Source organism: Lysinibacillus sp. FSL K6-1151 (assembly GCF_038630755.1).
Taxonomy (GTDB): Bacteria; Bacillota; Bacilli; order Bacillales_A; family Planococcaceae; genus Lysinibacillus; species Lysinibacillus fusiformis_D.
This window is the reverse complement of sequence record NZ_CP152040.1, coordinates 3,061,762-3,086,086: the sequence shown is the minus strand read 5'-3', so window position 1 is coordinate 3,086,086 and position 24,325 is coordinate 3,061,762. Positions and strand designations below refer to the sequence as shown.

At 37.4% G+C, this 24,325-nt stretch carries 22 protein-coding genes; 20 read left to right on the top strand and 2 right to left on the bottom strand.

Going from position 1 to position 24,325, the window contains the following annotated elements; genetic code table 11:
• The first annotated feature begins 56 nt into the window (after positions 1-56).
• The 3 genes from MHI04_RS14865 to recO all read left to right on the top strand — a co-directional run bounded on the left by MHI04_RS14865 (position 57) and on the right by recO (position 2,400).
• A complete protein-coding gene (locus MHI04_RS14865) occupies positions 57-470 on the top strand; it encodes a cytidine deaminase (RefSeq protein ID WP_080717050.1) in 414 nt (137 codons plus the stop codon).
• Positions 457-1,374 (top strand): GTPase Era, encoded by a 918-nt coding sequence (era, locus tag MHI04_RS14860; protein WP_340834698.1) that lies wholly within the window; start codon positions 457-459, stop codon positions 1,372-1,374. Before MHI04_RS14865 ends, era begins: the two co-directional genes overlap by 14 nt.
• Positions 1,375-1,614: 240 nt before the next feature.
• Entirely contained in the window at positions 1,615-2,400 is a 786-nt protein-coding gene (gene recO / locus MHI04_RS14855) for a DNA repair protein RecO (RefSeq protein ID WP_036120522.1), read from the top strand.
• Between the two features lie 36 nt (positions 2,401-2,436).
• Here the strand turns inward: recO and MHI04_RS14850 are convergent, their stop codons facing one another.
• Positions 2,437-3,825, bottom strand: a complete 1,389-nt coding sequence (locus MHI04_RS14850; RefSeq protein WP_342534975.1) for an S-layer homology domain-containing protein — start codon at positions 3,823-3,825, stop codon at positions 2,437-2,439.
• A 1,055-nt stretch (positions 3,826-4,880) separates the two neighbouring features.
• Here MHI04_RS14850 and MHI04_RS14845 point away from each other — a divergent pair.
• On the top strand, positions 4,881-6,599 hold the full coding sequence (locus tag MHI04_RS14845) for an HD domain-containing phosphohydrolase (protein ID WP_089933549.1): 1,719 nt from the start codon (positions 4,881-4,883) through the stop codon (positions 6,597-6,599).
• A 50-nt stretch (positions 6,600-6,649) separates the two neighbouring features.
• Here the strand turns inward: MHI04_RS14845 and MHI04_RS14840 are convergent, their stop codons facing one another.
• Positions 6,650-8,035, bottom strand: a complete 1,386-nt coding sequence (locus MHI04_RS14840) for a glycine--tRNA ligase (RefSeq protein ID WP_036120515.1) — start codon at positions 8,033-8,035, stop codon at positions 6,650-6,652.
• A 429-nt stretch (positions 8,036-8,464) separates the two neighbouring features.
• Here MHI04_RS14840 and MHI04_RS14835 point away from each other — a divergent pair, with 429 nt between their 5' ends.
• The 16 genes from MHI04_RS14835 (at position 8,465) to MHI04_RS14760 (ending at position 24,230) form a co-directional block, all read left to right on the top strand.
• Entirely contained in the window at positions 8,465-9,097 is a 633-nt protein-coding gene (locus tag MHI04_RS14835; protein WP_036120509.1) for a helix-turn-helix transcriptional regulator, read from the top strand.
• Between the two features lie 17 nt (positions 9,098-9,114).
• The gene (locus tag MHI04_RS14830; RefSeq protein ID WP_036120506.1) at positions 9,115-9,927 is read left to right on the top strand and encodes a pyruvate, water dikinase regulatory protein; all 813 of its coding nucleotides are present in this window, start codon (positions 9,115-9,117) and stop codon (positions 9,925-9,927) included.
• Between the two features lie 205 nt (positions 9,928-10,132).
• Positions 10,133-11,965 (top strand): DNA primase, encoded by a 1,833-nt coding sequence (gene dnaG, locus MHI04_RS14825; protein ID WP_080717049.1) that lies wholly within the window; start codon positions 10,133-10,135, stop codon positions 11,963-11,965.
• A 32-nt stretch (positions 11,966-11,997) separates the two neighbouring features.
• A complete protein-coding gene (gene rpoD / locus MHI04_RS14820; protein ID WP_342503596.1) occupies positions 11,998-13,125 on the top strand; it encodes an RNA polymerase sigma factor RpoD in 1,128 nt (375 codons plus the stop codon).
• Positions 13,126-13,358: 233 nt separating this feature from the next.
• Positions 13,359-13,925, top strand: a complete 567-nt coding sequence (locus MHI04_RS14815; protein ID WP_036120498.1) for a hypothetical protein — start codon at positions 13,359-13,361, stop codon at positions 13,923-13,925.
• A 340-nt stretch (positions 13,926-14,265) separates the two neighbouring features.
• Positions 14,266-14,625: a cytochrome c550 gene (cccA, locus tag MHI04_RS14810; RefSeq protein ID WP_036120495.1), complete on the top strand. Its 360-nt coding sequence runs from the start codon at positions 14,266-14,268 to the stop codon at positions 14,623-14,625.
• A gap of 163 nt (positions 14,626-14,788) precedes the next feature.
• Positions 14,789-15,481 (top strand): tRNA (adenine(22)-N(1))-methyltransferase TrmK, encoded by a 693-nt coding sequence (locus MHI04_RS14805; RefSeq protein WP_342534974.1) that lies wholly within the window; start codon positions 14,789-14,791, stop codon positions 15,479-15,481.
• A 1-nt stretch (position 15,482) separates the two neighbouring features.
• Positions 15,483-16,604 carry a Nif3-like dinuclear metal center hexameric protein gene (locus tag MHI04_RS14800; protein ID WP_342534973.1) on the top strand — a complete coding sequence of 374 codons (1,122 nt, stop codon included), beginning with the start codon at positions 15,483-15,485 and terminating at the stop codon, positions 16,602-16,604.
• Between the two features lie 15 nt (positions 16,605-16,619).
• Positions 16,620-16,844, top strand: coding sequence for a hypothetical protein (locus MHI04_RS14795; protein WP_036120485.1), 225 nt, complete (start codon positions 16,620-16,622; stop codon positions 16,842-16,844).
• Between the two features lie 113 nt (positions 16,845-16,957).
• Positions 16,958-17,206, top strand: a complete 249-nt coding sequence (locus MHI04_RS14790; RefSeq protein WP_036125412.1) for a DUF2164 domain-containing protein — start codon at positions 16,958-16,960, stop codon at positions 17,204-17,206.
• A gap of 187 nt (positions 17,207-17,393) precedes the next feature.
• On the top strand, positions 17,394-17,933 hold the full coding sequence (locus tag MHI04_RS14785) for an NADPH-dependent FMN reductase (RefSeq protein ID WP_036125410.1): 540 nt from the start codon (positions 17,394-17,396) through the stop codon (positions 17,931-17,933).
• A 225-nt stretch (positions 17,934-18,158) separates the two neighbouring features.
• Positions 18,159-18,704 carry an XRE family transcriptional regulator gene (locus tag MHI04_RS14780; RefSeq protein WP_036125407.1) on the top strand — a complete coding sequence of 182 codons (546 nt, stop codon included), beginning with the start codon at positions 18,159-18,161 and terminating at the stop codon, positions 18,702-18,704.
• Between the two features lie 25 nt (positions 18,705-18,729).
• Positions 18,730-20,772, top strand: a complete 2,043-nt coding sequence (locus MHI04_RS14775; RefSeq protein WP_036125405.1) for a hydantoinase/oxoprolinase family protein — start codon at positions 18,730-18,732, stop codon at positions 20,770-20,772.
• On the top strand, positions 20,772-22,526 hold the full coding sequence (locus tag MHI04_RS14770) for a hydantoinase B/oxoprolinase family protein (RefSeq protein WP_036125401.1): 1,755 nt from the start codon (positions 20,772-20,774) through the stop codon (positions 22,524-22,526). The genes MHI04_RS14775 and MHI04_RS14770 overlap by 1 nt, the downstream gene beginning before the upstream one ends.
• 2 nt (positions 22,527-22,528) lie before the next feature.
• Positions 22,529-22,846: a cupin domain-containing protein gene (locus MHI04_RS14765; RefSeq protein ID WP_036125397.1), complete on the top strand. Its 318-nt coding sequence runs from the start codon at positions 22,529-22,531 to the stop codon at positions 22,844-22,846.
• 58 nt (positions 22,847-22,904) lie between these two features.
• Positions 22,905-24,230, top strand: a complete 1,326-nt coding sequence (locus MHI04_RS14760) for a cytosine permease (RefSeq protein ID WP_342534972.1) — start codon at positions 22,905-22,907, stop codon at positions 24,228-24,230.
• Positions 24,231-24,325 lie beyond the last annotated feature (95 nt).

Genomic DNA, 24,325 nt, shown 5'->3' with positions numbered 1-24,325 from the left:
GAAATGAGTGTCTTCTTAATGAAAATAAACCATAATGTGAGGGAGAATTTGTATAGATGACAGTGGATATGCAAGGATTATTAGAGGAATCAAAAAAAGCACGTGAAAAAGCCTATGTTCCATACTCGAAATTTAAAGTAGGTGCAGCTCTTTTAACAAAAGAGGGAGAGGTCATTCACGGCTGCAATATTGAAAATGCAGGCTATAGTATGACGAATTGTGCGGAGCGTACAGCGTTCTTTAAAGCTGTATCAGAGGGCATTTATGAATTCGAAGCCATTGCCATTGTTGCTGATACGGACGGGCCATGCGCACCGTGTGGAGCATGTCGTCAGGTAATGATGGAGTTTTGTGCACCAACTATGCCTGTTTATTTAACGAACTTAAAAGGTGATGTGACGGTAACGTCGGTAGGCGAATTACTACCGTTTGCATTTACGACGGAGGATTTAGAGAATGCAGGAAACTAACAATGGCTACAAGTCAGGCTTTATCTCCATTATTGGTCGTCCAAATGTAGGAAAATCGACATTTTTAAATCGTGTCATTGGCCAAAAAATTGCGATCATGAGTGATAAGCCACAAACAACACGAAATAAAGTACAAGGTGTACTGACAACAGATGATAGCCAAATGATTTTTATTGATACACCAGGTATTCACAAACCAAAACATAAACTAGGCGATTTCATGCTGAAAGTTTCTAAAAATACATTGCGTGAAGTGGATGTTATTATGTTTATGGTCAATGCTGAGCAAAAACTTGGTAAAGGCGATGAATTCATTTTAGAATTGTTGGCGGGGAATCCGACGCCTGTCTTTTTGGTCATCAATAAAATTGATGCCATTCATCCAGACGAATTAATAGGGATTATTGAGAACTATAAAGAGCGCTATAATTTTGCAGAAATTGTACCGATTTCAGCACTACAAGGGAATAATGTAGAAAATTTATTAGCGACGTTAGCAAAATATTTACCAGAAGGACCACAATATTACCCAGCAGATCAAGTGACGGATCATCCTGAGCGATTTATCATCTCAGAGCTGATACGCGAAAAAGTTTTACATTTAACACGTGAAGAAATTCCCCACTCGATTGCAGTGGTGATTGATAAAATTCGCCGTGATGAAGAAAATGCTGACAAAATTCATGTGGCCGCGACGATTATTGTGGAGCGCGATTCTCAAAAAGGCATTGTCATTGGGAAACGTGGAGCCTTGCTGAAAGAAGTAGGGACACGTGCACGAAAGGATATTGAAATGCTGTTAGGCTCAAAAGTCTATTTAGAGCTATGGGTTAAGGTACAAAAAGATTGGCGTAATAAATCTACACATTTACGCGATTTTGGATTCCGTGATGATGAATATTAAGCTGTTGTGATCCTAATCCAGCAGTGTTTATCGGGTGAATTTCTTAGCAGATGTTCAAACGCCTGCTGAATTAAAAATATAGACTTCAGCAGATGTTATAGATTGCCTCCTGGAGGTCTTTTTTCAAATCGTCTGCTCAGTAAAATCTGAGTGTAATTGAGAGGTATTACTTTGAGCTGTCCAAAGCATTTTGGATAGCTCTCTTTTCTTGGATAGCTCTTTTAGGAAAGGAGGAGAACTATGCTTCATAAATGGGAAGGCATTGTATTAAAGGTACGTGCTTATGGGGAATCCAATAAAATTGTCACTCTGCTAACACGAGAAGCTGGCAAAGTGGCTACAATGGCTAGGGGGGCAAAAAAGCCTTCTAGTCGATTGGCGTCCGTCACACAACCCTTTACCTATGGCATGTTTATGGTGCAACATCATACTGGTATGGGGACATTACAACAAGGAGAGCATTTGAACTCGATGCGTCATATTCGTGAAGATATTATGGCCACTGCCTATGCTAGCTATATCATGGAACTGGTGGAACGTGTCGTGGAAGAAGGGAAACCAGAGCCATTTGCTTTTGATGTATTATTACACGCATTACAAGCAATTGAGGAAGGCTATGATCCCGAAGCTATCACACTATTTGTTGAGTGGAAAATGTTACCCTATACAGGTGTGCAACCTATTTTACATGCCTGTGCTGCGTGTGGTGCTGTCGATGGGGAATTTGCTTTTTCCTTTGCACAAGGAGGGTTTTTATGTCATCGCTGTTATCAGTATGACCCCTATATCATTCGTTTAACACCAACACAACTGAAGCTTATACGTATGTTTTATACTGTTCCAATCGATCAAATCGGAAAAATAGAGCTAAAAAAAGAAACAAAATATTTCATCAAAAAAATTATTACAACCATCTATGAAGAACAAACAGGTATCCGCTTTAAGACGAAAAAATTTATTGAGCAACTAGAGCGAACGCCTGAATTGCAAATACGATCTAAAAATGAAATGCCAGAAGACTCATAATGTTCTTCTGGCATTTTGTGCTATTAAAAAATTATTTCAGATATCAAATTCATATAGAAAAGCCCATTGTCCAGCAATTTTTTTACTTTCCACATAGAGATAGACTGTTTCCTCGTTTTTACCTGTTAGATGAAGAATGGCAATACCTTCTGTTTTTGGTGTAACATGTAGTTGTCCATTAAGAATAGTTGCTTTTACAGGCGCTGGCTCAAAGTCAAAAACTTCAAGAGCTACACTAGCTGGCTCGAAAGGTAATACTGGCGTTGATAGTGTTAATTCGTCAGTTAAATGGTACAAATCAATACCGCGAACAAAGTCATAGGCATATACATCAGCCGCCATCTTTTGTTGCTGTGTCCCATCTGAAAATGTAACAATGAACTGTCCATTTTTCGAGATAGTTAATGTTTGATCATCCTGATTAAAGCTGTATAAATTCGATGCAAGTGCCTGCCCGTTCATATTTTGAACTGTTACCTCAGTTGGCACGAATGGTAAATTACTTTCTGCTAAATCAAGTGGTGAATTTTCTGTATAATCCTCTTCCTTTACTTCCTCAAGCGTTACCTTCAGCTTTCCATTGACATTTTTCACATGAACTAAATAAAAAATAGTTGTAAAGTCCTCTGAATCATCAGTAAATCCAGTAATCACTAATTTGCCCGTACCTTCTTTTATAGGGGTAATCGTGATAGACTCTGTCATATCTTCCTCTTCAGTCCATGTGAAAATATCCTCTGCTGGCTCAAGACCACCATAAGACGCAAAGATATAGTCCTGTTTAAATTGACTTGCATAAACGGTTGCATTGCTTAACATTTTTTCAGCACGTACAACGAAGGCAGCCAATTGGGAACGCTTCACAGGACTCTTTGGACCGTATGTAGTGGCTGACGTTCCTTTTGTAATGCCATTGGCAAATAAAGCTTTAATATGAGGCTCGAATTCAGTTCCTTTTTTGACATCTGTAAATGGCAATTGTGTATTACTTGGACTCGTTAATCCAAAGCCCTTAGCAATCATTTTTGACATTTGTTCGCGTGTAATATTTTGATTTGGGTAGAAGTAACCATTTGCCCCATTAATTATTCCTGCATTGGCTAATGCGGCAATCGCTCCGTAATTTTCATCGCCAGGTTTAATGTCCTTAAATTGAGGATTTTTTACATGAACTGTATCTAACTTTAAAATACCTGCTAAAATTTTCGCAGCCTGTGTGCGTGTAATGGGGTTTGCAGGTTTAAACGTTCCGTCCATATAGCCAGAAATAATGCCACGCTCTGCTAACTGAATGATAGCTTTTCCTTCTTCAGTGGATGGATTAACATCAGGAAAAAATGCTGCATATGCTGGTGGTGCGATAACAATCGCACTTGTTGCTAAGGCAGATGCCATGGCTAGTTGAAATAAACGTTGAGACTTCAATTGAATTCCTCCAAATAGTACAATATAAAATTTTATAGTATGAATGTTTCGTTCAGACCTTCCTATGTATCAGTTCAAACTTCCGGACGATTGAATGTTAAAAAGGGGTGTGTCTTTAGCATGTTAATTATTCATTATTTAACAGCTAATACTAACTATAATACCTTATTTATACCAAAAAATTGGAACTGCGAATAGAGGAAATATCATCCTTGAGCGTGACATTACTGGTAATTAAATGTTTAACAGCAACGAAAAAACTTGATTTGCCTCTTGAACTATACATCTATATGGAGAGAGTTGGATAGGTCAATAGTAGCATCGTTGGTTATACTTTAAGGGAATGAGAGGCGGATTGTAAATGAATAAAATTTCAATTTTTACAAATTAAAATGATTATAGAAAATTAGTTTTATATAATAAAGTTATGATTGTGAAATTTGAGTAAAGGGTCTATTTGACTTTTTATTAATTTTTATTTCGATGATAAATGAAAAATAATAGGTAAAAGGTTTTGTGTTTTTCTTTAGTTTTCAATATATTAATAGTAGAAACCGATCACTTGAGTCCCATATACTAGTTGAAAAGGTATTTTAACCTATGATATTGTAATAAATATAGATAATCGTATTTATATTTTAAAAATATAATTTAGTCGTTTCATCCCCATCGACACAAATGTACGCTAGATCAATTTAGACATGCCTATGAAATGGAAGCCTCTATCAGCAAAACGTATTTTATCTTGATTCAGCAAATGTTTTTTTGTATCAAAAGCACAACATTAGGTACAAAAGCCTCCCTCTCTATAGGGAAAAATAAATGCTTGTTTTGCTTTTTTTAACGGGTGTTTAAACACTGGCTGAATCAAGATAAAGCCTCCGCTAGATGTCACGGTTTTAAAAAAGAAGCTTTTCAAGCAAGCTTGGAAAAATCAGGACATATTCATCTGTGCGAAAGCGAGGAGTCATTGATACGTTATCAGAATAACGCAGTCCTATGGAAGAAGGAGGGAGTCACATAGTGCTTAGTACATTGCGTATGTGGCAGAAAATATGCTACGAAAAGTAACCTTAAGTATTCAGGAAGTTGAAGCGAATGATATATTAGCTGAAGATATTTTCTCAGACTATCGTCTATTAGCTAAAAAAGATTTAGTTTTAACGGAGCGAATTATTGCCTTACTTAAACTTCGAAAAGTAGATGAATTGTCAGTCTATTTACCATCTGATTCAGTTCGAGTTGTTCATGATTTAAGTATTCAACGAACAAGAGAATATGAAGATTTATTTGCTCCATTAATTGAAAAAACTGAACCAGTAGATGAATATAAAGAAACGGTAAGTCAGCTTTTTATGACAACGTTGGAGAATGTTGTGCATGAATTACGATATGGACAAATACTGAAAAGCATGCAAGATACGGCTTATGTACGAGGTGTTTTTGAAAAAATTTTAGAAAAAAAACATCGCTATGAGCTACTTATGCGCTTAAAGGAATGGGATGAATATTCATTTGTCCACTCATTTGATGTATTTGTGTTAGGGACAATCTTTGCTAGATATCTAGGTTTAACGGATATCGAAACATTAGCAAGAGGTTATTTATTCCACGATATTGGGAAGGTCTTTATACCGCAGGAAATATTAAATTTAAAGCGTAAACTCTCTGAAGATGAGTTTGAAATCGTCAAAACACATACAACAAAAGGTTATGACTTACTAATAGAATATCAGGAGGAAGACATTGCCTATTTAGCGAGAGATCATCATGAACGCTTTGCAGGGAAGGGCTATCCAAATCAACTTTGTGCAGATGAAATGAGTGACGGTGTGCAATTATTACAAATTATTGATGTGTATTCAGCCATGACATCGAAAAGGGTCTACCATGTTGGCTACGGTGCTACAGATGCATTAGCTGTTTTATACAGGGATCGTCATTTATATAATGAGAACTTTATGCATAAGTTTGTTGAATGTTTAGGCATTTACCCAGTCAACTCGGTTGTTATGCTATCGGATAATCGTAGTGCACAAGTAGAGCTAGTTTATGATTTATTTCCGACATTACCAAAGGTGAGGTTGCTAGATGAGCAAAAATCTATGAACTTGCCTTTAAACTATAGTGTGAAAATTACGAAGATGATTGACTACAGGGCGAATAGCTTCGAAGAGATTTTTAACTTATTTGTGGAGCAATTAATCCGCTGTGATGAGAATAATCTGAGAATTCATTTTAGTAAATTAATTGATCATTTACATCCTAAAGAAATTGTCTTAAAAATTTTCTTACCAGCGTTTCGTATACTACGTTTGCTAACACGAGAAATACAAACAGATATGACGAAATATAGAAATTCTATTAGTATCTTAAAAAAGCTATTAGAAGAGCAATTAAATGTATTATATATGGATTATCAGCATGAACAAACGACCATTTTAGTGGTGGAGTCTTCCTTACGTGAAAATTTCTTCATTAAACTTGTGCAAAGTATTTTGTATATCGATAAAATAGTACCTTTCTTTATCAATCCAGGTGATGATCAACGTATTACACAATTGATGGGGCATTGTGATGTCAATGTCGCCTATTTTATTGAAGAGGAACAAACTGTTGACAAACGAGTTCGTCCAATGCGAGAAGGTGCCTTTCTTTATTATTCATTAGCTGATATTGAAGAGATACTAGTGAGCTTAGTAGGGATGAGCATGAAAAAGTTTTCATTCGAGGAAAAAATGCAAGAGCGCTTATTTTCCACATATAAAGCATAAAAAGAGGGAGTTGCCAGACTGGCTACTCCCTCTTTTGTTCAGCAAAACGATTAGAATTGAAGATGTTTTTCGATATATGCTTTTACTTCTGCAATTGGCATACGAACTTGCGTCATAGAATCGCGATGACGTACTGTTACTTGGCCATCCTCTTTTGAGTCAAAATCGTATGTGATACAGAATGGTGTACCAATTTCATCCTGACGGCGGTAACGTTTACCGATTGATTGTGATTCATCAAAATCAACAGGGAACGCTTTGCGGAGCTCTGCCCAAACATCTGCCGCTTCATCAGATAATTTTTTAGAAAGCGGTAGAACAGCAGCTTTAAATGGTGCTAGTGCAGGGTGGAAACGTAAAACTGTACGTTTATCGTCACCTTCTAGCTCTTCTTCATCATAGGCATCACATAGGAATGCTAATGTGACACGGTCAGCCCCTAAAGATGGCTCAATACAATAAGGAACATAACGTTCGTTTGATACAGGATCGATATAAGTGAAATCTTCACCTGAGTGTTCCATATGTTGTTTTAAGTCATAATCTGTACGATCAGCTACGCCCCAAAGCTCTCCCCAACCGAATGGGAATTTGAATTCGATATCTGTTGTAGCATTTGAGTAGTGAGATAGCTCATCATCTTCATGGTCACGAAGACGCATAGATTCTTCTTTCATGCCTAAGTTTAGTAACCAATTTTTACAGAATTCTTTCCAATAGGCGTGCCATTGGAGATCTTCACCAGGTTTGCAGAAGAATTCTAGCTCCATTTGCTCGAATTCACGTGTACGGAATGTGAAGTTACCAGGTGTAATTTCGTTACGGAAAGATTTACCGATTTGTGCGATACCAAATGGTGTACGTTTACGCATAGAACGTTGAACGTTTTTGAAGTTCACGAAAATACCTTGTGCCGTTTCGGGACGTAAATAAATTTCGTTTGTAGAAGATTCCGTTACACCTTGGAACGTTTTAAACATTAGGTTGAATTGACGAATATCTGTAAAATCCGCTTTTCCGCAATCCGGACATACTACGTCATATTTAATCATTGTTTCTTTCATTTGATCGAATGTCATACCATCCACAATGATTTCATCGCCTTTTGCTAATGCAGCATCCTCGATAATTTTATCTGCGCGATGACGAGCCTTACATGATTTACAGTCGATCATTGGGTCGTTGAAGTTACCAACATGACCAGAAGCAACCCATGCTTTTGGGTTCATTAAGATCGCAGCATCAATACCTACATTGTGTTCTGATTCTTGAACGAATTTTTGCCACCATGCTTTTTTAATATTGTTTTTTAATTCGACACCTAGTGGACCGTAATCCCAAGTGTTTGCTAAACCACCATAGATTTCAGAACCAGGGAAGACAAAGCCTCGATGTTTTGCTAATGATACGATGGTTTCCATTGATTTGTTAGCCATAAAAATAGCCTCCTTCTAAGTTTTTCTTATTGTTCTTTTAGCGGTAAAACGCTAAAGTTATTTCATCTAGTAGTAACTAAATGAAAATAGCACCCGTCTCCGGGCACAATGCATGCCCAGGGACGAGTGCTAAGACCCGCGGTTCCACCCTGATTGTTTTAAACGAATGTTTAAAACCTCTTTTCAAAAAGTTAGCTCAAGGAGTGCCTTTTCTCTGTTGCTGTGTAGACTTTCACCATCTTCTACTCGCTATTGAATGGAACAGATACTTTTTTCCCATCATCGCCTGTATAACGCAATTTTGCTCGAAAATACAGATAGAGCAAGCGTATGTGTCAATATTGTAGCATGCAGTTCTTTAATTCGCAATAATTATTAAAATAGTATATAATAATTGAGCATAAGTATAACACTATTAGATTTGAGGCGGTGAGTCCAATCGAACTCAATAAACGTCAGGAAGACATTTTACAGATTGTGAAAGAAAATGGCCCTATTACCGGGGAACATATTGCGGAACGTCTCAATCTGACACGAGCAACTTTAAGACCAGATTTAGCGATTCTAACGATGGCAGGATTTTTAGATGCGAGACCAAGAGTTGGTTATTTTTATTCAGGTAAAAAAACATCCATTAATTTATTGGATAGTATTCACAATTTAAAAGTGAAAGACTTTCATTCAGGTCCTGTCGTGGTCCCGGAAACAATGACGGTTTATGATGCAATTTGCTTTATGTTTTCAGAAGATGTTGGTACACTCTTTGTCGTAGATAAGAATGAGTTTTTGACAGGCGTACTATCTCGCAAAGATTTACTACGTACAAGTATTGGTACGCAGGATTTAAATAAAATTCCAGTACATATTATTATGACACGTATGCCAAATATTTCGTACTGTGAAAGATCAGATTCATTAGTTGTTGCAGCGAACAAGCTTATTGAACGAGAAGTTGATTCGCTACCAGTAGTTGAACCACAGGAGGGTGGTTTAACCATAGTAGGTCGTCTTACAAAAACAACGATTACACGAGCTTTCTTATCTCTTGCACAAAACGTCTAAATTAGAAGGAGAGCTGCATGAAAAAACTACGCGTATTTGTTGTATCTGATTCTGTCGGCGAAACTGGTGATCAAGTTGCCAAAGCGGTTATTAGCCAGTTCCGACCGGGTTTAGAAAATACTGTGATTCGTCGGTTTCCTCACATTCAGTCCGAGGAGCTAATCCGTAAAATTGTTTTCCTTGCAGCCCAACAACGAGCATTTATCGTCTATACATTAGTTCGTCAAGAAATGCGTAAATTATTACATGATTTATGTGAGCAAGAAAAAATTCAGGCAGTAGATATTTTAGGACCAGCCTTACAAACTATGGCAACCTTTATGGAAGAAAACCCATTAGAAACGCCAGGGATTGTTCATATGTTGGATGATGATTATTTTAAAAAAATTGAAGCCATTGAATTTGCGGTAAAATATGATGATGGCAGAGATCCACGTGGGTTATTACAGGCTGATATCGTACTCGTAGGTGTATCAAGAACATCCAAAACACCACTTTCACAGTATTTAGCCCATAAAAAATATAAGGTGGCAAATGTTCCTTTAGTACCAGAGGTAGAGCCACCGGAAGAGCTTTTACAAATAGATCCGAAAAAATGCTTTGGCTTAATCATTTCACCTGAAAAGTTAAACTTTATCAGAAGAGAAAGATTAATGTCACTCGGATTAAATGATGATGCTATCTATGCACAACATGAACGGATTTTAGATGAGATACAACATTTTGAAAAAATTGTCGGTAAAATAGGTTGTCAAGTTATTGATGTGACTAATAAAGCTGTCGAAGAGACTGCAAATACGATCATTGAACATATTTTTACTCGTAAATAAGATGGAAATTTAAACCACCTCGGTTAGTAGAGGCGGTTTTTTTGAGTGTATTTTGAAAATAGTATAGATAAAAACTAATTTTTGTTTTATAATAATAAAATTGTGGTAAAAATATTTATAAGAGAAAAATCCTAATTTTTTGTCGAGAAATAAAGGAATTTTAAAACGAATAGCGAATTGTGTTTCTAGAACGCAAATATTAAAGATGGTGATGGATTTGGCAGGGAAGATTCCAGAAGAAGTAATTGAACAGATTCGTACACAATCGGATATCGTTGATGTGATTAGTGAATACATGCAGCTGACCAAGCGTGGGCGAAATTGGTTTGGCCTCTGTCCATTTCATGGAGAGCAAACACCGTCTTTTTCTGTATCAACAGACAAGCAAATCTTTCATTGCTTTGGTTGTGGTGCAGGGGGGAATGCTATTACTTTTGTAATGGATATAGAAGGCATTTCTTTTCCTGATGCCGTTGTGAAACTTGGGGAACGTGCTGGCATACACTTAGATGTTGAGCCAAGCTTTCCAGAGGGAACAAAAAAGATATCTAAAGCAGAAGAAAGGATGAAAGAAGCACACGCTTTTGCAGCAGATTTTTTTCATCATCTACTGTTGAATACAGAGGATGGCGAAGAACCTTTAAATTATTTGCTAGAAAGAGGATTTACAAGGGAACTTATAGAATCTAATAACATTGGTTGGTCTCTCCCAAGCTTTGAAGCATTAACAATATTGCTTGAAAGAAAAGGTTATAACTTACAAGAAATTGCGGAAAGTGGCCTCATCATTAAGCGAGAGGGAGAAGAACGCTACTTTGATCGCTTTAGAGGACGTATTATGTTTCCGATTCGAGATGAGAATGGTAAAATTATTGCCTTCTCAGGTCGAATACTTACATCAACTGGTGAAGAAGCGAAATATTTAAATAGTCCAGAATCACCAATATTTCAAAAAAGTGAAGTGCTTTATAACCTAGATAAAGCACGAACTTCTATCAGAAAAAATCGTCAAGTAGTATTGATGGAAGGTTTTATGGATGTTTTAGCGGCCAACTCTGTAGGTGTCATGAATGTGGTTGCGACAATGGGAACTTCGCTAACAAATCAGCATATCACAAAGCTAAAACGCTTAGTAGAGCAAATTACGATTTGCTATGATGGTGATAATGCTGGATTTGATGCAGCGAAACGAGCGGCGCAATTACTGCATACGGAGCGCATGAAAGTCGATATTGCTGTATTGCCAGAAAAATTAGATCCTGATGAATACATTCACTCTTTAGGTGGACAAGCATTTAAGGAACAAATTTTGGAAAATCCTCATGCGTATATTGCTTTTATGATGATGCATGCTAGACGCAATAAGAACTTTCAATTTGAAAATGATACGCTTCAGTATATTCAAGAAGTCCTTGAACAACTAGTAGGGAGATCCTCACCAGTTGAACGAGATTTGTATATACGACAGTTATCAAATGAAACCAATATATCGGAAGAAGCCATTTATGCTCAATTCCGAAAGTTGGAGGCTAATCAGGTACGTTCTGCAAAATCAGAAATGCCTACACAGATGCCTTCAATGCCAGTCACGCAGCAGCAAAAGCCTATGGACGCAGCCGAACGTGCCGAACGTTTATTACTGGCTCATATGCTTCATAATATAGATGTAGTGGACAGGGTATTACGTAGTGAGCAAAAGGAGCCATTTGTACGAGATGCTTATATGGCTGTTTTTGTTCGCTTAGTAGGGTTTTATGAGGAATATGGTCATCCTGATTATCAACGCTTTGTGGAAATTTTGGATGACGCTGAATTACGAAAAATTGTCATGGAAGCAGCTTTAGTTGAGCGAGATCCTGATCAAGCAGAGGCAGAGGTAATGGACTCCATCCGTCAGCTTCAAAAATATAGAATTGAGCAAGAAATTTATCAAAAGATGCATGAGTCAAAGGAAGCGGAGAAGATGCATGAGTATGCACGTGCACTTGAAATCGCCCAACAGATTATTCATTTAAGAAAATCGTTATCGGCGATTTAACCCGATTCGGTTGTTTAGAAGGAGGAAGGTTTATGGCGGACAAGTCAGAACGTTCAAAAGAGATAGAAGTAGAAATTACATTAGATGATGCAAAAAAAATCCTACAAGAAAAAGCGAAAACAGAAGGTGAAATTTCGATGAAAGAAATTTCAGAGAAACTAACACCTTATGAATTGGAAAATGAAGAAATTTTCCATTTTGCTGAGGATCTTGAAAAGCATAAAGACATTCAAATCATTGGAAAAGAAGAATTTGAAGAAGAAAGTCTAATGAAAGAAGAAGCAAATGAAGAAACTTTCGACTTAAACGATTTGAGTGTACCACCAGGTGTTAAAATAAATGACCCTGTACGTATGTATTTAAAAGAAATTGGCCGAGTAGATTTACTATCTGCTGAGCAGGAAATTGCACTTGCAGAGCGTATTGAGCAAGGAGACGAGGAAGCACGTAAACGTTTAGCAGAGGCGAACTTACGTTTAGTTGTATCGATTGCAAAACGTTATGTTGGTCGTGGTATGCTATTCCTTGATTTAATCCAAGAAGGGAATATGGGTCTGATTAAGGCTGTTGAAAAATTCGATTACCGTAAAGGATTTAAATTCTCTACTTACGCTACATGGTGGATTCGTCAGGCAATTACACGCGCGATTGCTGACCAAGCTCGTACGATTCGTATTCCTGTTCATATGGTCGAAACCATTAATAAATTAATACGTGTACAACGTCAACTTTTACAAGATTTGGGTCGTGAGCCTTCTCCAGAAGAAATTGGAGAGGAAATGGATTTAACACCTGAAAAAGTTCGTGAAATTTTAAAAATTGCACAAGAACCAGTATCTCTTGAAACACCAATTGGAGAAGAAGATGATTCACATTTAGGAGACTTTATTGAGGATTCTGAAGCACAATCTCCATCTGACCATGCAGCCTATGAACTGTTAAAAGAGCAATTAGAAGATGTACTAGATACGTTAACAGACCGTGAAGAAAACGTACTTCGTTTACGTTTTGGATTAGATGATGGTCGCACACGTACATTAGAAGAGGTAGGAAAAGTCTTTGGCGTAACTCGTGAGCGTATTCGTCAAATCGAGGCGAAAGCATTAAGAAAATTACGTCATCCTTCTCGCAGTAAACGTTTAAAAGATTTCTTAGAATAAATTTAAATAGATGGAGCTATCCGACTAGTGTGAATATACCTAGTTGGGATAGCTCCTTTTTTATATACTGAAAAGGTAATAAGCCCCGCTACTCGACTTTCTTATTTTCGACAATAATAGATAATTAGAATGAAGGAAATGAAAGATTTGCGACTTTATACAGATGTGTTTTCCAAAATTGTGAGATAAAATTGTAATACAACCATTATTAAGCAATGTTTGGAGCTATCATTATGACAAATCCTCGAAAGAAAATAATCCTTAATGAAATTTTATTTTGGAAGCAAAATAAACTTTTACCAGAGCACTATTGTGACTTTTTAGCAGCTCTTTATACAGAAGGGGCTGATATAGAGGAGTTAGAGCCAGTGCAACATCCTAAACAAGCGATTTTGCCATCAGAAAAAAGAAAAATGGTCCTATTAGTAGTGGGTCTATGTATCGCCATCATGGCTGTTTTGACACTCTATTTTACAATGCAATCTTTGACTTTGATATTAACTGTGGTTGTGGGATTAGGGGCATGCATCTTATTTATTGCTGCATGGCAAATGGCACAAAAAAAACATCTACTGGCGCCTATTTTTCATGTACTGGCAGCCATTCTGCTATTTAGTATGTCTATTCGTATTTGCACTACATATTTTAGTGGAAATAATACGGTTTTGTTTTGTTTGATTGCAGCGAATTGTATAATTTGGCTTTGGTCGGGTATTAAAATGAAACTGCTATATTTCACAGTCTCAGGTGTTTTAGGGTTAGTAGCACTGATTGGATATTATATCATAAATCTATCTTGATACAGCAAATATTATATTGAAATTATTATTACATGAGAATCTGTATGTTGATACAAGACATACAGATTTTTTAATTTTTTGGTATATGTACGTGTGCAAAGGGTATGATAACAACAGAATCGTAATGAAAACAATGGTATGGAAAAGGATAAATATGACCAAATTTTGGGGTTGGCAAGACATATTTTATCCAATAGATACAGAAATGTCGAATTTGTTACAAACAAAGGAAAACTTAGCGAATAGGGCTTTTCGTTTCTTTGTTAATGAAGTACAATATTAGATGTTGACTGATTCTATATTATAATAGAAGTAGACTTAAAATGAGGAGGGGAAACTTATGAAAAACAATCCAGTCGTTCCTTACATCTTAATTCTGGCATTTGGTATTGGTCTTATTTTCTTCATGTCTTTACAAGGTGCAGATAACAAGAAAGAAATTGCTGCTGAACATGAGGGCGGTGGCGAAACTACTGAAACTACAGATGCAAACGATGATGGTGCAGCACTAGTACAATCTTGTATCGGTTGTCACGGTAATGATTTAAGTGGTAGTATGGGTCCAAACCTACATGGCTTAGATGAAGCCCATATCGTTGAAGTTTTAACAAAGGGTATCGAAGGTACTCCAATGCAACCGAACATGAAAACTGAAGAGGAAGCAAAAGCAATCGCTGAATACATTTCTACTTTAGAATAGTATGACTGACAAGTAGCTGTACTGACATAGTACAGCTACTTTTATCTTCAGCTACATAATGAAAATGGGGTTGTCCACAAAAAATGTGGGGCAACTCCATTTGTTTTTTTTCACGACATCATCCATACTATTAATGGACTCTATTGAAGATAGGCGGTATAAAATGAACGCACAAAAACTTTCAAAACGATTAGAAACAGTAGCAAAATTTGTTCCCACAGGAGCTATTATGGCAGATATCGGTAGTGACCATGCCTATCTACCATGCTATTTGATTCATCAGGGAACTGCTTCTCGTGCCATCGCAGGAGAGGTTGTAAAAGGACCCTATGAATCAGCTGTAGGACAAGTACAAAAGGAAGGCTTAAGGGAGAAGATTACCGTACGTCTTGCAGATGGATTAGCAGCGATTGAAATGACTGACCATGTGGACACAGTCACAATTGCTGGGATGGGTGGACCTTTGATTGTTTCCATCCTAGATAAGTATCCTGAAAAGCTTCAAGGTGTCACACGTCTTATTTTACAGCCCAATATTCATGCTAAGGTCATTCGTGAGTGGGCGTTAGCACATCAGTGGGCGATTCTGGATGAAGAGATCTTAGAGGAAGATGATAAAATCTATGAAATCCTTGTATTGCAAAGAGGACAAATGAAGCTATCTACAGCAGAGATTTTATTTGGTCCTAAATTAAGCCAACGCAAATCACCAGCATTTATGAAAAAATGGTTACGCGAAAAAGACAACTGGCAACGAGTGCTACAATCCATTGAAGAGGCAGAACAAACACCTGAAATTGAAGAAAAGCGTGCAGAGTTAATGGCTCTGATACATTTAGTGGAAGGAGTTTTGTAAGATGAAAACCGTGAATGGTCAAGAAATCATTCAAGTGTTCGAAGCATGGTCGCCCAAGAAACTTGCTTGCATGGACAATGATCCAATTGGGTTAGCTATAGGGACACTCAATAAACCTGTCCATAGAGTATTGGTGACGTTAGATGTTAATGATGCTGTTGCAAACGAGGCAATAGAAAAGGGCTGTGAGCTGATTATCGCGCACCATCCACCAATCTTTAGACGTCTGTCGAATATCCGTACAGATCAACCAGCGGGACGCCTATATGAAAAGCTGATTAAACACGATATCGCTGTTTATGCGGCCCATACAAATCTAGATGTAGCTGAAGGTGGGGTCAATGATCTACTAGCAGATGCCCTACAGCTAAAAAATCGTTCTATATTAGAAGAAACGTATGCCGAAAATCTGTTCAAGCTAGCTGTCTTTATACCAACTGCCAATGCAGAAGTATTACGTGAGGCTCTTGCAAAGGCTGGGGCAGGTCGTATTGGTGACTATGAAGCATGCAGTTATACGACGACTGGAGAAGGACGATTCCGTGCATTAGCAGGAGCAAATCCATTCGTTGGCACTATTGATGAATTACATGTGGAGGAAGAGGTAAAGGTCGAGGTCGTATTTCCTGAATCCATCAAAAACCGCGTGTTAAAGGCGATGCTTACTAGTCATCCTTATGAGGAACCCGCTTATGATGTGATACGTCTTGAGCAGCAAACTAATGTTATGGGGTTGGGGCGAGTAGGATACTTGCCACAAGAAATGACGCTACAACAATTTGCAGAATTTGTAAAGCAGCAGTTAGAAGTTCCAGCAGTTCGTGTGGTTGGTGATTTACAATCGAAGATTAACAGAGTGGCGCTTGTTGGTGGAGACGGCAATAAATATATTTATGCGGCAAAACGCGCTGGAGCAGATGTTTTCTTAACGGGTGATATGTACTTCCATACAGCACAGGACGCACAAGCCATTGATTTGCAAATTGTAGATCCGGGTCATCATGTAGAAAAGGTGATGATTGCAGGGGTAGCCAAAAAAATGGCTGAACTATGTGAGGATAAAAAATACCATGTTGAATTTGTACAATCAACCATCAATACAGAACCATTTTTATTTGTATAAGCGAGGGGAACAAATGTGGCGAATGATAGACCTGGAGGCAATAAGACGGGTAAGTTATGGATTATAATTGGTTTATTCATTGCTGTTTTTGGCATTGGTATGACGGTGATGACAAATACGATCAATGACAAGAAAATAGATGCGATGACACAGCAATGTGAAAATGATGGTGGACAAGCGATTGTATCAAAGGAAAAAAACTTTTTATCCACTAGCTATTCATTTGAATGTAAACAATAAGATGGTGGCTGAATGCTAGTGGAACTAGTATTCAGCCTTTTTAATAGGCAAAGAATCTATAGGTAGTGATAAGATGGAGGAGAAATCAAAGAATAGGAATGGGGAGATTTGACTTGTTTATTCGATTATCAAAAGATCAGCAAGAAATGATACTGGCTGATATTCAACGGTTTTTCTATAATCAGCGTGATGAAGATATTAGTGAATTTGAAGCAGAGCGTGTATTCGATTTTATCAAGGAACATATTGCTCCTCATATTTATAATGCCGCTCTATCCGATGCCAAATATGTAGTGGAAAGACAATATGCCTCTATTGAGGAGGAATTGGAGGCATTGGAGCAACCTATTAAAATGAAATAATCGCCCCTCTAGTTTAAATAATTGACAGAAAATAAAAAATTATGTTAATTTAATTCTGATTATTCTAGGCTGACAAATTAGTGATGAATAAAGGGGTATGTTCCTGACCAAAATGGTTACGAGTGGCGATCGCGTACAATGAACGATGATGGAGTCACAAGAACGGATGAAAAAGAGGAGGCGTCATATGTTAAAAATCGGCATTATTTTAGGAAGTACGCGAGAGGGTCGTGTAAGCCCACAGGTTGGCACATGGGTAAAGGAAGTGGCAGAAAAACGTCGTGATGCGGAATATGAAATAATTGATATCGCTGATTTTAAATTACCGCTTTTAGGGGAGCCGGGCGGAGATGCTTCAGGAGTAGCGGCCTGGTCAGAAAAAGTCGGAGCATGCGACGGCTTTGTCTTTATTGTTGCTGAGTACAATCACTCCATTACAGGTGCATTAAAAAATGCATTAGATTATTTACGAGTGGAATGGAATAATAAAGCTGCTGGAATCGTTTCTTATGGTTCTGTTGGAGGTGCTCGTGCAGCTGAGCATTTACGAGGTATTCTTGGAGAATTACTAGTTGCCGATGTCCGTGTGCATCCAGCACTATCTTTATTTACTGATTTTGAAAATGGCTCTGTCTTTAAACCAAAAGAGGTGCAAGCAGATTCTGTTCATCAAATGTTAGATCAGCTCGTACCGTGGGCAACCGCTTTAAAAACAATTCGATCATAATTTCATGGCAATATGCACTCCCTATGTGCATATTGTTTTTTTATTTAAATGTGTTGATAAAATTACTCTTCTTCATTCACTAGTACGGTGAATGGAGTTTTTTTATTTTTAATAAAATACTAATATTTAAAAATATTCTTTCAATTCAGAAAATAATATGATACTATTAAAAAAATTATAGTTATACTTCAAAAAATACAGTGTAATCAAAAAAGAGGTGGCAATTTGGAAGATATTCATCAAACCATAAAAAAAACAAGGATTGATCAAGGCATGACATTAAAGAATTTAAGTGAAAAAACAAACTTATCGATTAGTTTTCTTTCACAAATAGAAAGGGGGTCATCTTCACTGGCTATTACATCTCTAAAAAAAATAGCTGATGCATTTGGAGTTCCGATCACCTACTTTTTTGAGTCCGATTCAAATAATACGTATGTCGTAAAAGAAACTGATCGCAAACCATTTAAATTAGAAGCATCTTCGATAGAATATACGCGACTTAATGGACATTTTAGTGGAAGAAATCTTGAACCGTTGCTTGTGAAGCTGGCCCCGGGTCAAATGGACAAAAATCAAGAATCGAGTCATCCAGGGGAAGAGTTTTATTACGTATTAAAGGGTGCTGTCCTATTTAAGGTTGATGGGCAAGAATATTTTCTTAGAGAAGGTGAAACAATTCATTATCCTTCTGAAGTTCCACATTCATGGGAAAATCCTTTGAATGAAGAAAGTATTGTTTTAAGTGTGTTAACGCCAGTGATTTTCTAAAAAAAAGGAAGGTTGGGTGGATGGAATGAGAGTCGCAACAGATATTGGGGGTACATTTACAGATTTAGTGTATGTTGATGAACATGGAAACTTCGGCTATGAAAAAAGTAATACAACTCCTCCAAATTTTGAACAAGGAGTCATTGATGTTATTAAGAAAAGTGGAGTGGATCAACAGCATTTAGAAATGTTTATCCATGGCACAACGGTTATTATCAATGCTTTAACTGAGCGTAAAGGAGCAAAGACGGGTCTAATTACAACTAAGGGGTTTAGGGATGTGTTGGAAATTGCTCGTGGAAATCGACCTGATTTATTTAATGTTAAGTATCAAAAACCACAGCCATTTGTAGAACGATATTTACGCAGAGAAGTAACTGAAAGACTTAATTATAAGGGACAAGTATTAGCAGCTCTGGAAATGAATGAACTAGAAGAAATAGTTGAATATTTCAAGAAGGAACAGGTTGAGGCCATTGCAATCTCTTTTTTACACTCCTATGTTAATAACGAGCATGAAAAAGCAGCTGTAGAAAAAATAAAGGAATTGTGGCCAGAAGTTCAGGTAACCGCTTCCAGTGAAATTACACAAGAGTGGCGTGAATATGAACGCACTAATACAGCGGTTTTAAATGCTTATGTACAACCAACTGCAACAACTTATATTGATCGACTTGAGCAAAAATTACAAGATACTATTGATATAGAGCAAAGTTATATTATGCAGTCAAATGGTGGTACCACTAAATTTGATAATGCGAAGCGTTTACCAATTAATATGGTAGAATCAGGCCCAGTTGCTGGTATTTTAGGTGCAGCGGTACTCGGTGAATTACTAGGAGAAAAAAATATTATTGCTTTCGACATTGGTGGAACAACAGCAAAATGTTCATTGATTGAAAATGGCGAAGTAAAAGTTTCTACAGATTACTATATCGAAAAAGATACTCGACGCGCAGGTTATCCAATTAAAACACCAGTTGTTGATATTGTTGAGATTGGTAACGGTGGTGGTTCCATTGCATGGATTGATGGTGCAGGTTCATTAAAAGTAGGGCCGCAGTCAGCGGGTGCTCGACCAGGCCCAGTTGCGTATGGTCAAGGTGGAACAGAGCCGACCACAACGGATGCAAATTTATTAACTGGTAGATTATCACCGAAGAACTTTGATTACGAGGTGAATTTGAACAATGTGAAAAATGCAATTGAAGAAAAAATTGGGAAACATTTTCATATGTCTGCTGAAGAAGCGGCACTTGGAATTATTCGTATCGCCAATTCCAATATGTTAAATGCTCTAAAGTTGATTTCTATTCGTAAAGGTCATAACCCTCAAGACTTTACCTTGATTGCATTTGGTGGGGGAGGTTCGATGCATGCACCTGCGTTAGCATTGGAATTAGGTGTTAAAAAGGTTATTATTCCAATCGCATCACCGGTGTTTTCCGCATGGGGGATGCTCATGACAGATTTACGTCATGATTATATTCAAACATACATTAAACGAATGAATAATCTTGATTTAACAAAAATGAACTCAATATGGGCAAATATTGAGCGTCAGGCATTCCAACATTTCCAAGAAGAAGGTATGGACAAAGATAATGTATTTTTCCAACGCTATGCAGATATGCGTTATCTAGGCCAGGAGCATACTGTGAAGGTACCTGTAGAGGGCGGTGAATGGAATCAACGAGTGTTAGATAAAGCGATTGCAGATTTTAATTTATTACATGAAAAGAATTTTACATTTAAACTACCAGAAGCAGAGACAGAAATCGTTAATATTCATGTGACGGCCTTTGGGAAGGTTGGTAAACCTAAATTAAAAACGATTGAGCGCCATACTAGCTTACAAGACGCATTAATAGAACAACGCAATGTTTATTTTGAAAATGATGGCTGGGTGAGAACAAATATATATGATCGTGAGCTATTACCTATTGAAATGAAGATAAGTGGTCCTGCTATTGTGGAAGAAAGAGCTGCAGCTACCGTAATCTATCATAAGCAATCACTCTATATAGATGCTTATGGAAATATTGTTATTGAAAAGGAGGAAGCGTAATGACTGCAATCAATCCGCAAATTGATCCATTTACTTTAGAAATTGTGAAGGATGCACTGCTATCTGCTGGAGATGAAATGTTTGTAGCTTTAGCACGAACTTCAATGAGTCCCATTATTTATGAAGTATTAGATTATGCGAGTGGCTTAACAGATTCAGAAGGTAATTTATTAACTCAGGGTAATGGTGTGACAGGTTTTATCGGCATGCTCACTTTTATGGTAAAAGAAACGTTAAAAAAATATCCAGGAGATAAATTAAAAGAAGGAGATATCATTATAATTAATGATCCTTATCAAGGCGGCGGTTCACACCTTTCAGATGTTGGACTCGTAATGCCAATTTTTTATAAAGGTCAATTAATTGCCTTTTCAGCTAATAAAGCTCATTGGACTGAAGTTGGAGGGAAGGATCCGGGTTCATTTACTAACGATTCTGTTGACATATTTCAAGAGGGACTACAGTTTTCATGTATCAAACTTTATGACGAAGGTAAATTGAATGAAGCACTTGTTGAAATAATACGTTCAAATGTGCGGTTCCCAGATCTATCTTTAGGAGATATGTTTGCACAAGTTGCAGCTCTTCGAACAGGAGAAAAACGAGTAAGGGAATTGTGTGATAAATACACATTAGCTACCATATTGGCAGCAATTGAATATCATTTAGATCATGGCGAAGCGATGGCCAAGCAGGAGCTTGCTAGATTACCTAAAGGAGAATTTTACGCAGAAGATTTTATTGATACAGATGGGATTGGTAACGGACCATTTCCAATAAAAGTGAAAGTGACAATATCAGATGATGAATTTATTTGTGATTTTAGGGGGAGTTCTCCTCAAGTACCTGGACCAATGAATTGTTCCTATACAGGTTTAGCATCAGCTGTACGTGCAATCTTCTTAGCTATTACAAATCCAGCGCAGGATGTAAATGATGGTGTGTTTAGACCACTAAAAATAATTGTTGATCCTCAATCAATTATGTCTGCGGAAAGACCAGTACCTGTGTCCAATTATTTTGAAACCTTGCTTGGCAGCTTAGATTTAGTATGGAAAGCCTTGGCACCACATATACCGAGTCGATTAACTGCTGGTCAGTTTTTATCCGTTTGTGCTGTAACGTTAAGTGGTACACATCATGATACAGGAGAGCCATTTTTAATTGTTGAGCCATCAGTAGGTGGATGGGGTGGTGGAAACGATGCTGATGGAGCCTCTGGTCAATTCTGTTTTTCGGATGGTGAGACGTATAATGTGCCAATTGAGGTAGCGGAAACTCGCTATGGTGTGTTAATTGATGAATATTGTTTAAGAGAAGATAGAAATGGAGCAGGGGCTGGAGAATACATTGGTGGCAAAGGAGTAATCAGATCCTATAGAGCCATGACGGACAATCAAGCAGTAACAGTGACCTTTGGTAGGAATAAGTTTTTACCATGGGGGATTGACAATGGACATGAAGGTTCGCCGAATGAATTTTATGTAAAAAAAGCGAATGGCCAGGTAGATGGACCATTCGGGGTCTATCCAAGATATAAACTAGATAAAAATGATGTGGTTCAATTAATGACTGGCACGGGTGGAGGCTATGGCAATCCACTTAAACGTCCAGCGGAACAGGTAGCACATGATGTGAAAAATGGCTATTTTTCAAGAAAAGAAGCAGAAGCTATTTTTCATGTTCTTGTAGATGAGTCAGACTACAGCTTTAAAGAAATGCCAGAAAGAAATCGAGTAGTAAAGGGAGAATAACTATGATTATTAAAGAAGTATCACAGAAAGATATTGTTCAACAGAACCTATTTCAAGACAAATACAACGATAGCCAAATAAAGTTTGGCTTTGTCCAAATAAAACCAGGGGAGCGGTTACCATTAGAAGGGACAACTTCTCATTTAGAAAATGAGTACTCCTTTATTGTAAAAGGTACTTTAACTGGAGAATCCGGTGGAGAAAATTACCGAATTTCACAAGGAGAAGCTTCCTATATTCCTGCTGGAGAACCTCATTGGTGTAAAAATGATAGTGATGAAGTGGTTGAACTTGTCTATGCGCTATTGGATATAAGATAAAGAGATTTAATAGAAAACAAGCTACGAATAAACACATACAGTAAGGGGGTTAAGTAAAATGAAAAATGAAGTCAACACAGAAAAAACATCTATGCTTGGGAAAGATCCTGCATTAACGCCAATACCAGAGAAAGATCGTCAACATTGGATGACACCAACAATGATATTTGGTGGGCTTGAATTTACCATTCCCGTTTTAATGGTAGGAGCAAGTTTATCGGCTAGTTTCGGATTAGGTAAGATTTTTTTAATATTGATCATTGCTTTATTTGTTTTTCAATGGCTTGGTAATGCATTACAAGGATATATCGGTGCAAAAACAGGGCTACCTTCTTCAGTTATTGCCAAAACAAGCTTTGGAACGGTTCAAGCTAAGTTAATAGTTGGATTGACAATATTTATTGTTTCACTTGGCTGGTGGGCATTACAAACGGCTGTTGCTGGAAATGCCATTGCTGCTATGTTTGGGATCGACTATAAACATGACTGGTTAGCTTGGGCAATAGTCACGACAGTGGCAGGTCTTCTTTTTGCTGCACCTTCAATTATTGGCTATGGTTCAATGAAGTGGACAGATTATTTAGCTGTCCCATCGGGTTTATTGTTAATTGTTGGTGGTATTTATTTAGCATTAAAAAATACGGGCTGGCAGACAATTGCAACTTGGAGTCCTGAACCATCGATGACCATAATGGCAGCTATTAGCCTTGTAATTGGTGTCAATGTGTCACAATGGGTAATTGCTTCTGACTACACTCGTTACGCAAAGCCGACTTGGAAAGACAATTTTATTATTCCAAGTGGGATAGTTTTAATTGGATTCCCTCTATTTATTGTAGGAGCCATCATGTCTGTGGGTGTGGGAGATCCTGATATCGTGAATGTTATGATGAATTTAGGTTTTCCAGTTTGGGGCTTTCTCATCTTATGGTTAGCTACTTGGACATCTCAATTGGTTAACAATTACAGTATGGGATTAGCGTTAGCTAATGTTTTAAATGTGACATCAGGTAAGGGACGTGCGTTACTCACATTTATTGGTACCATAATTGCCATAATCATTGCGTTAATGGGCATTCTAGATTACTTTACAGACTTCCTGTATTTAACGGCTTTGCTCTATCCAGCAATAGCAGGTGTTATGTTTGCTGACTTCTTTTTAATCCGTAAAAGACAATGGGTTGAAATAAAAGGATGGAATTGGATGGCTACCATTGCTGTCGTTGCAGCTGTTATGATTGGGTACTATTTCCAATATGTAAATCCAATGGGTTTACCTGCAGTACTATCTTTATTTGTTTCGATCGTTGTTTATTTAATCGCAATGAAAGTAAAGAAACAAGTGGCCCCTGATCAATTTACAGGAAATAATCTATCGGATTAGGGATTAATCAAAGGATACTGGAGGATCATTTTTGAAGGTAGTTCCATATTAAAATAAAATGCAACTTTACAATGGAAATCGTAACAGGAGTAGAG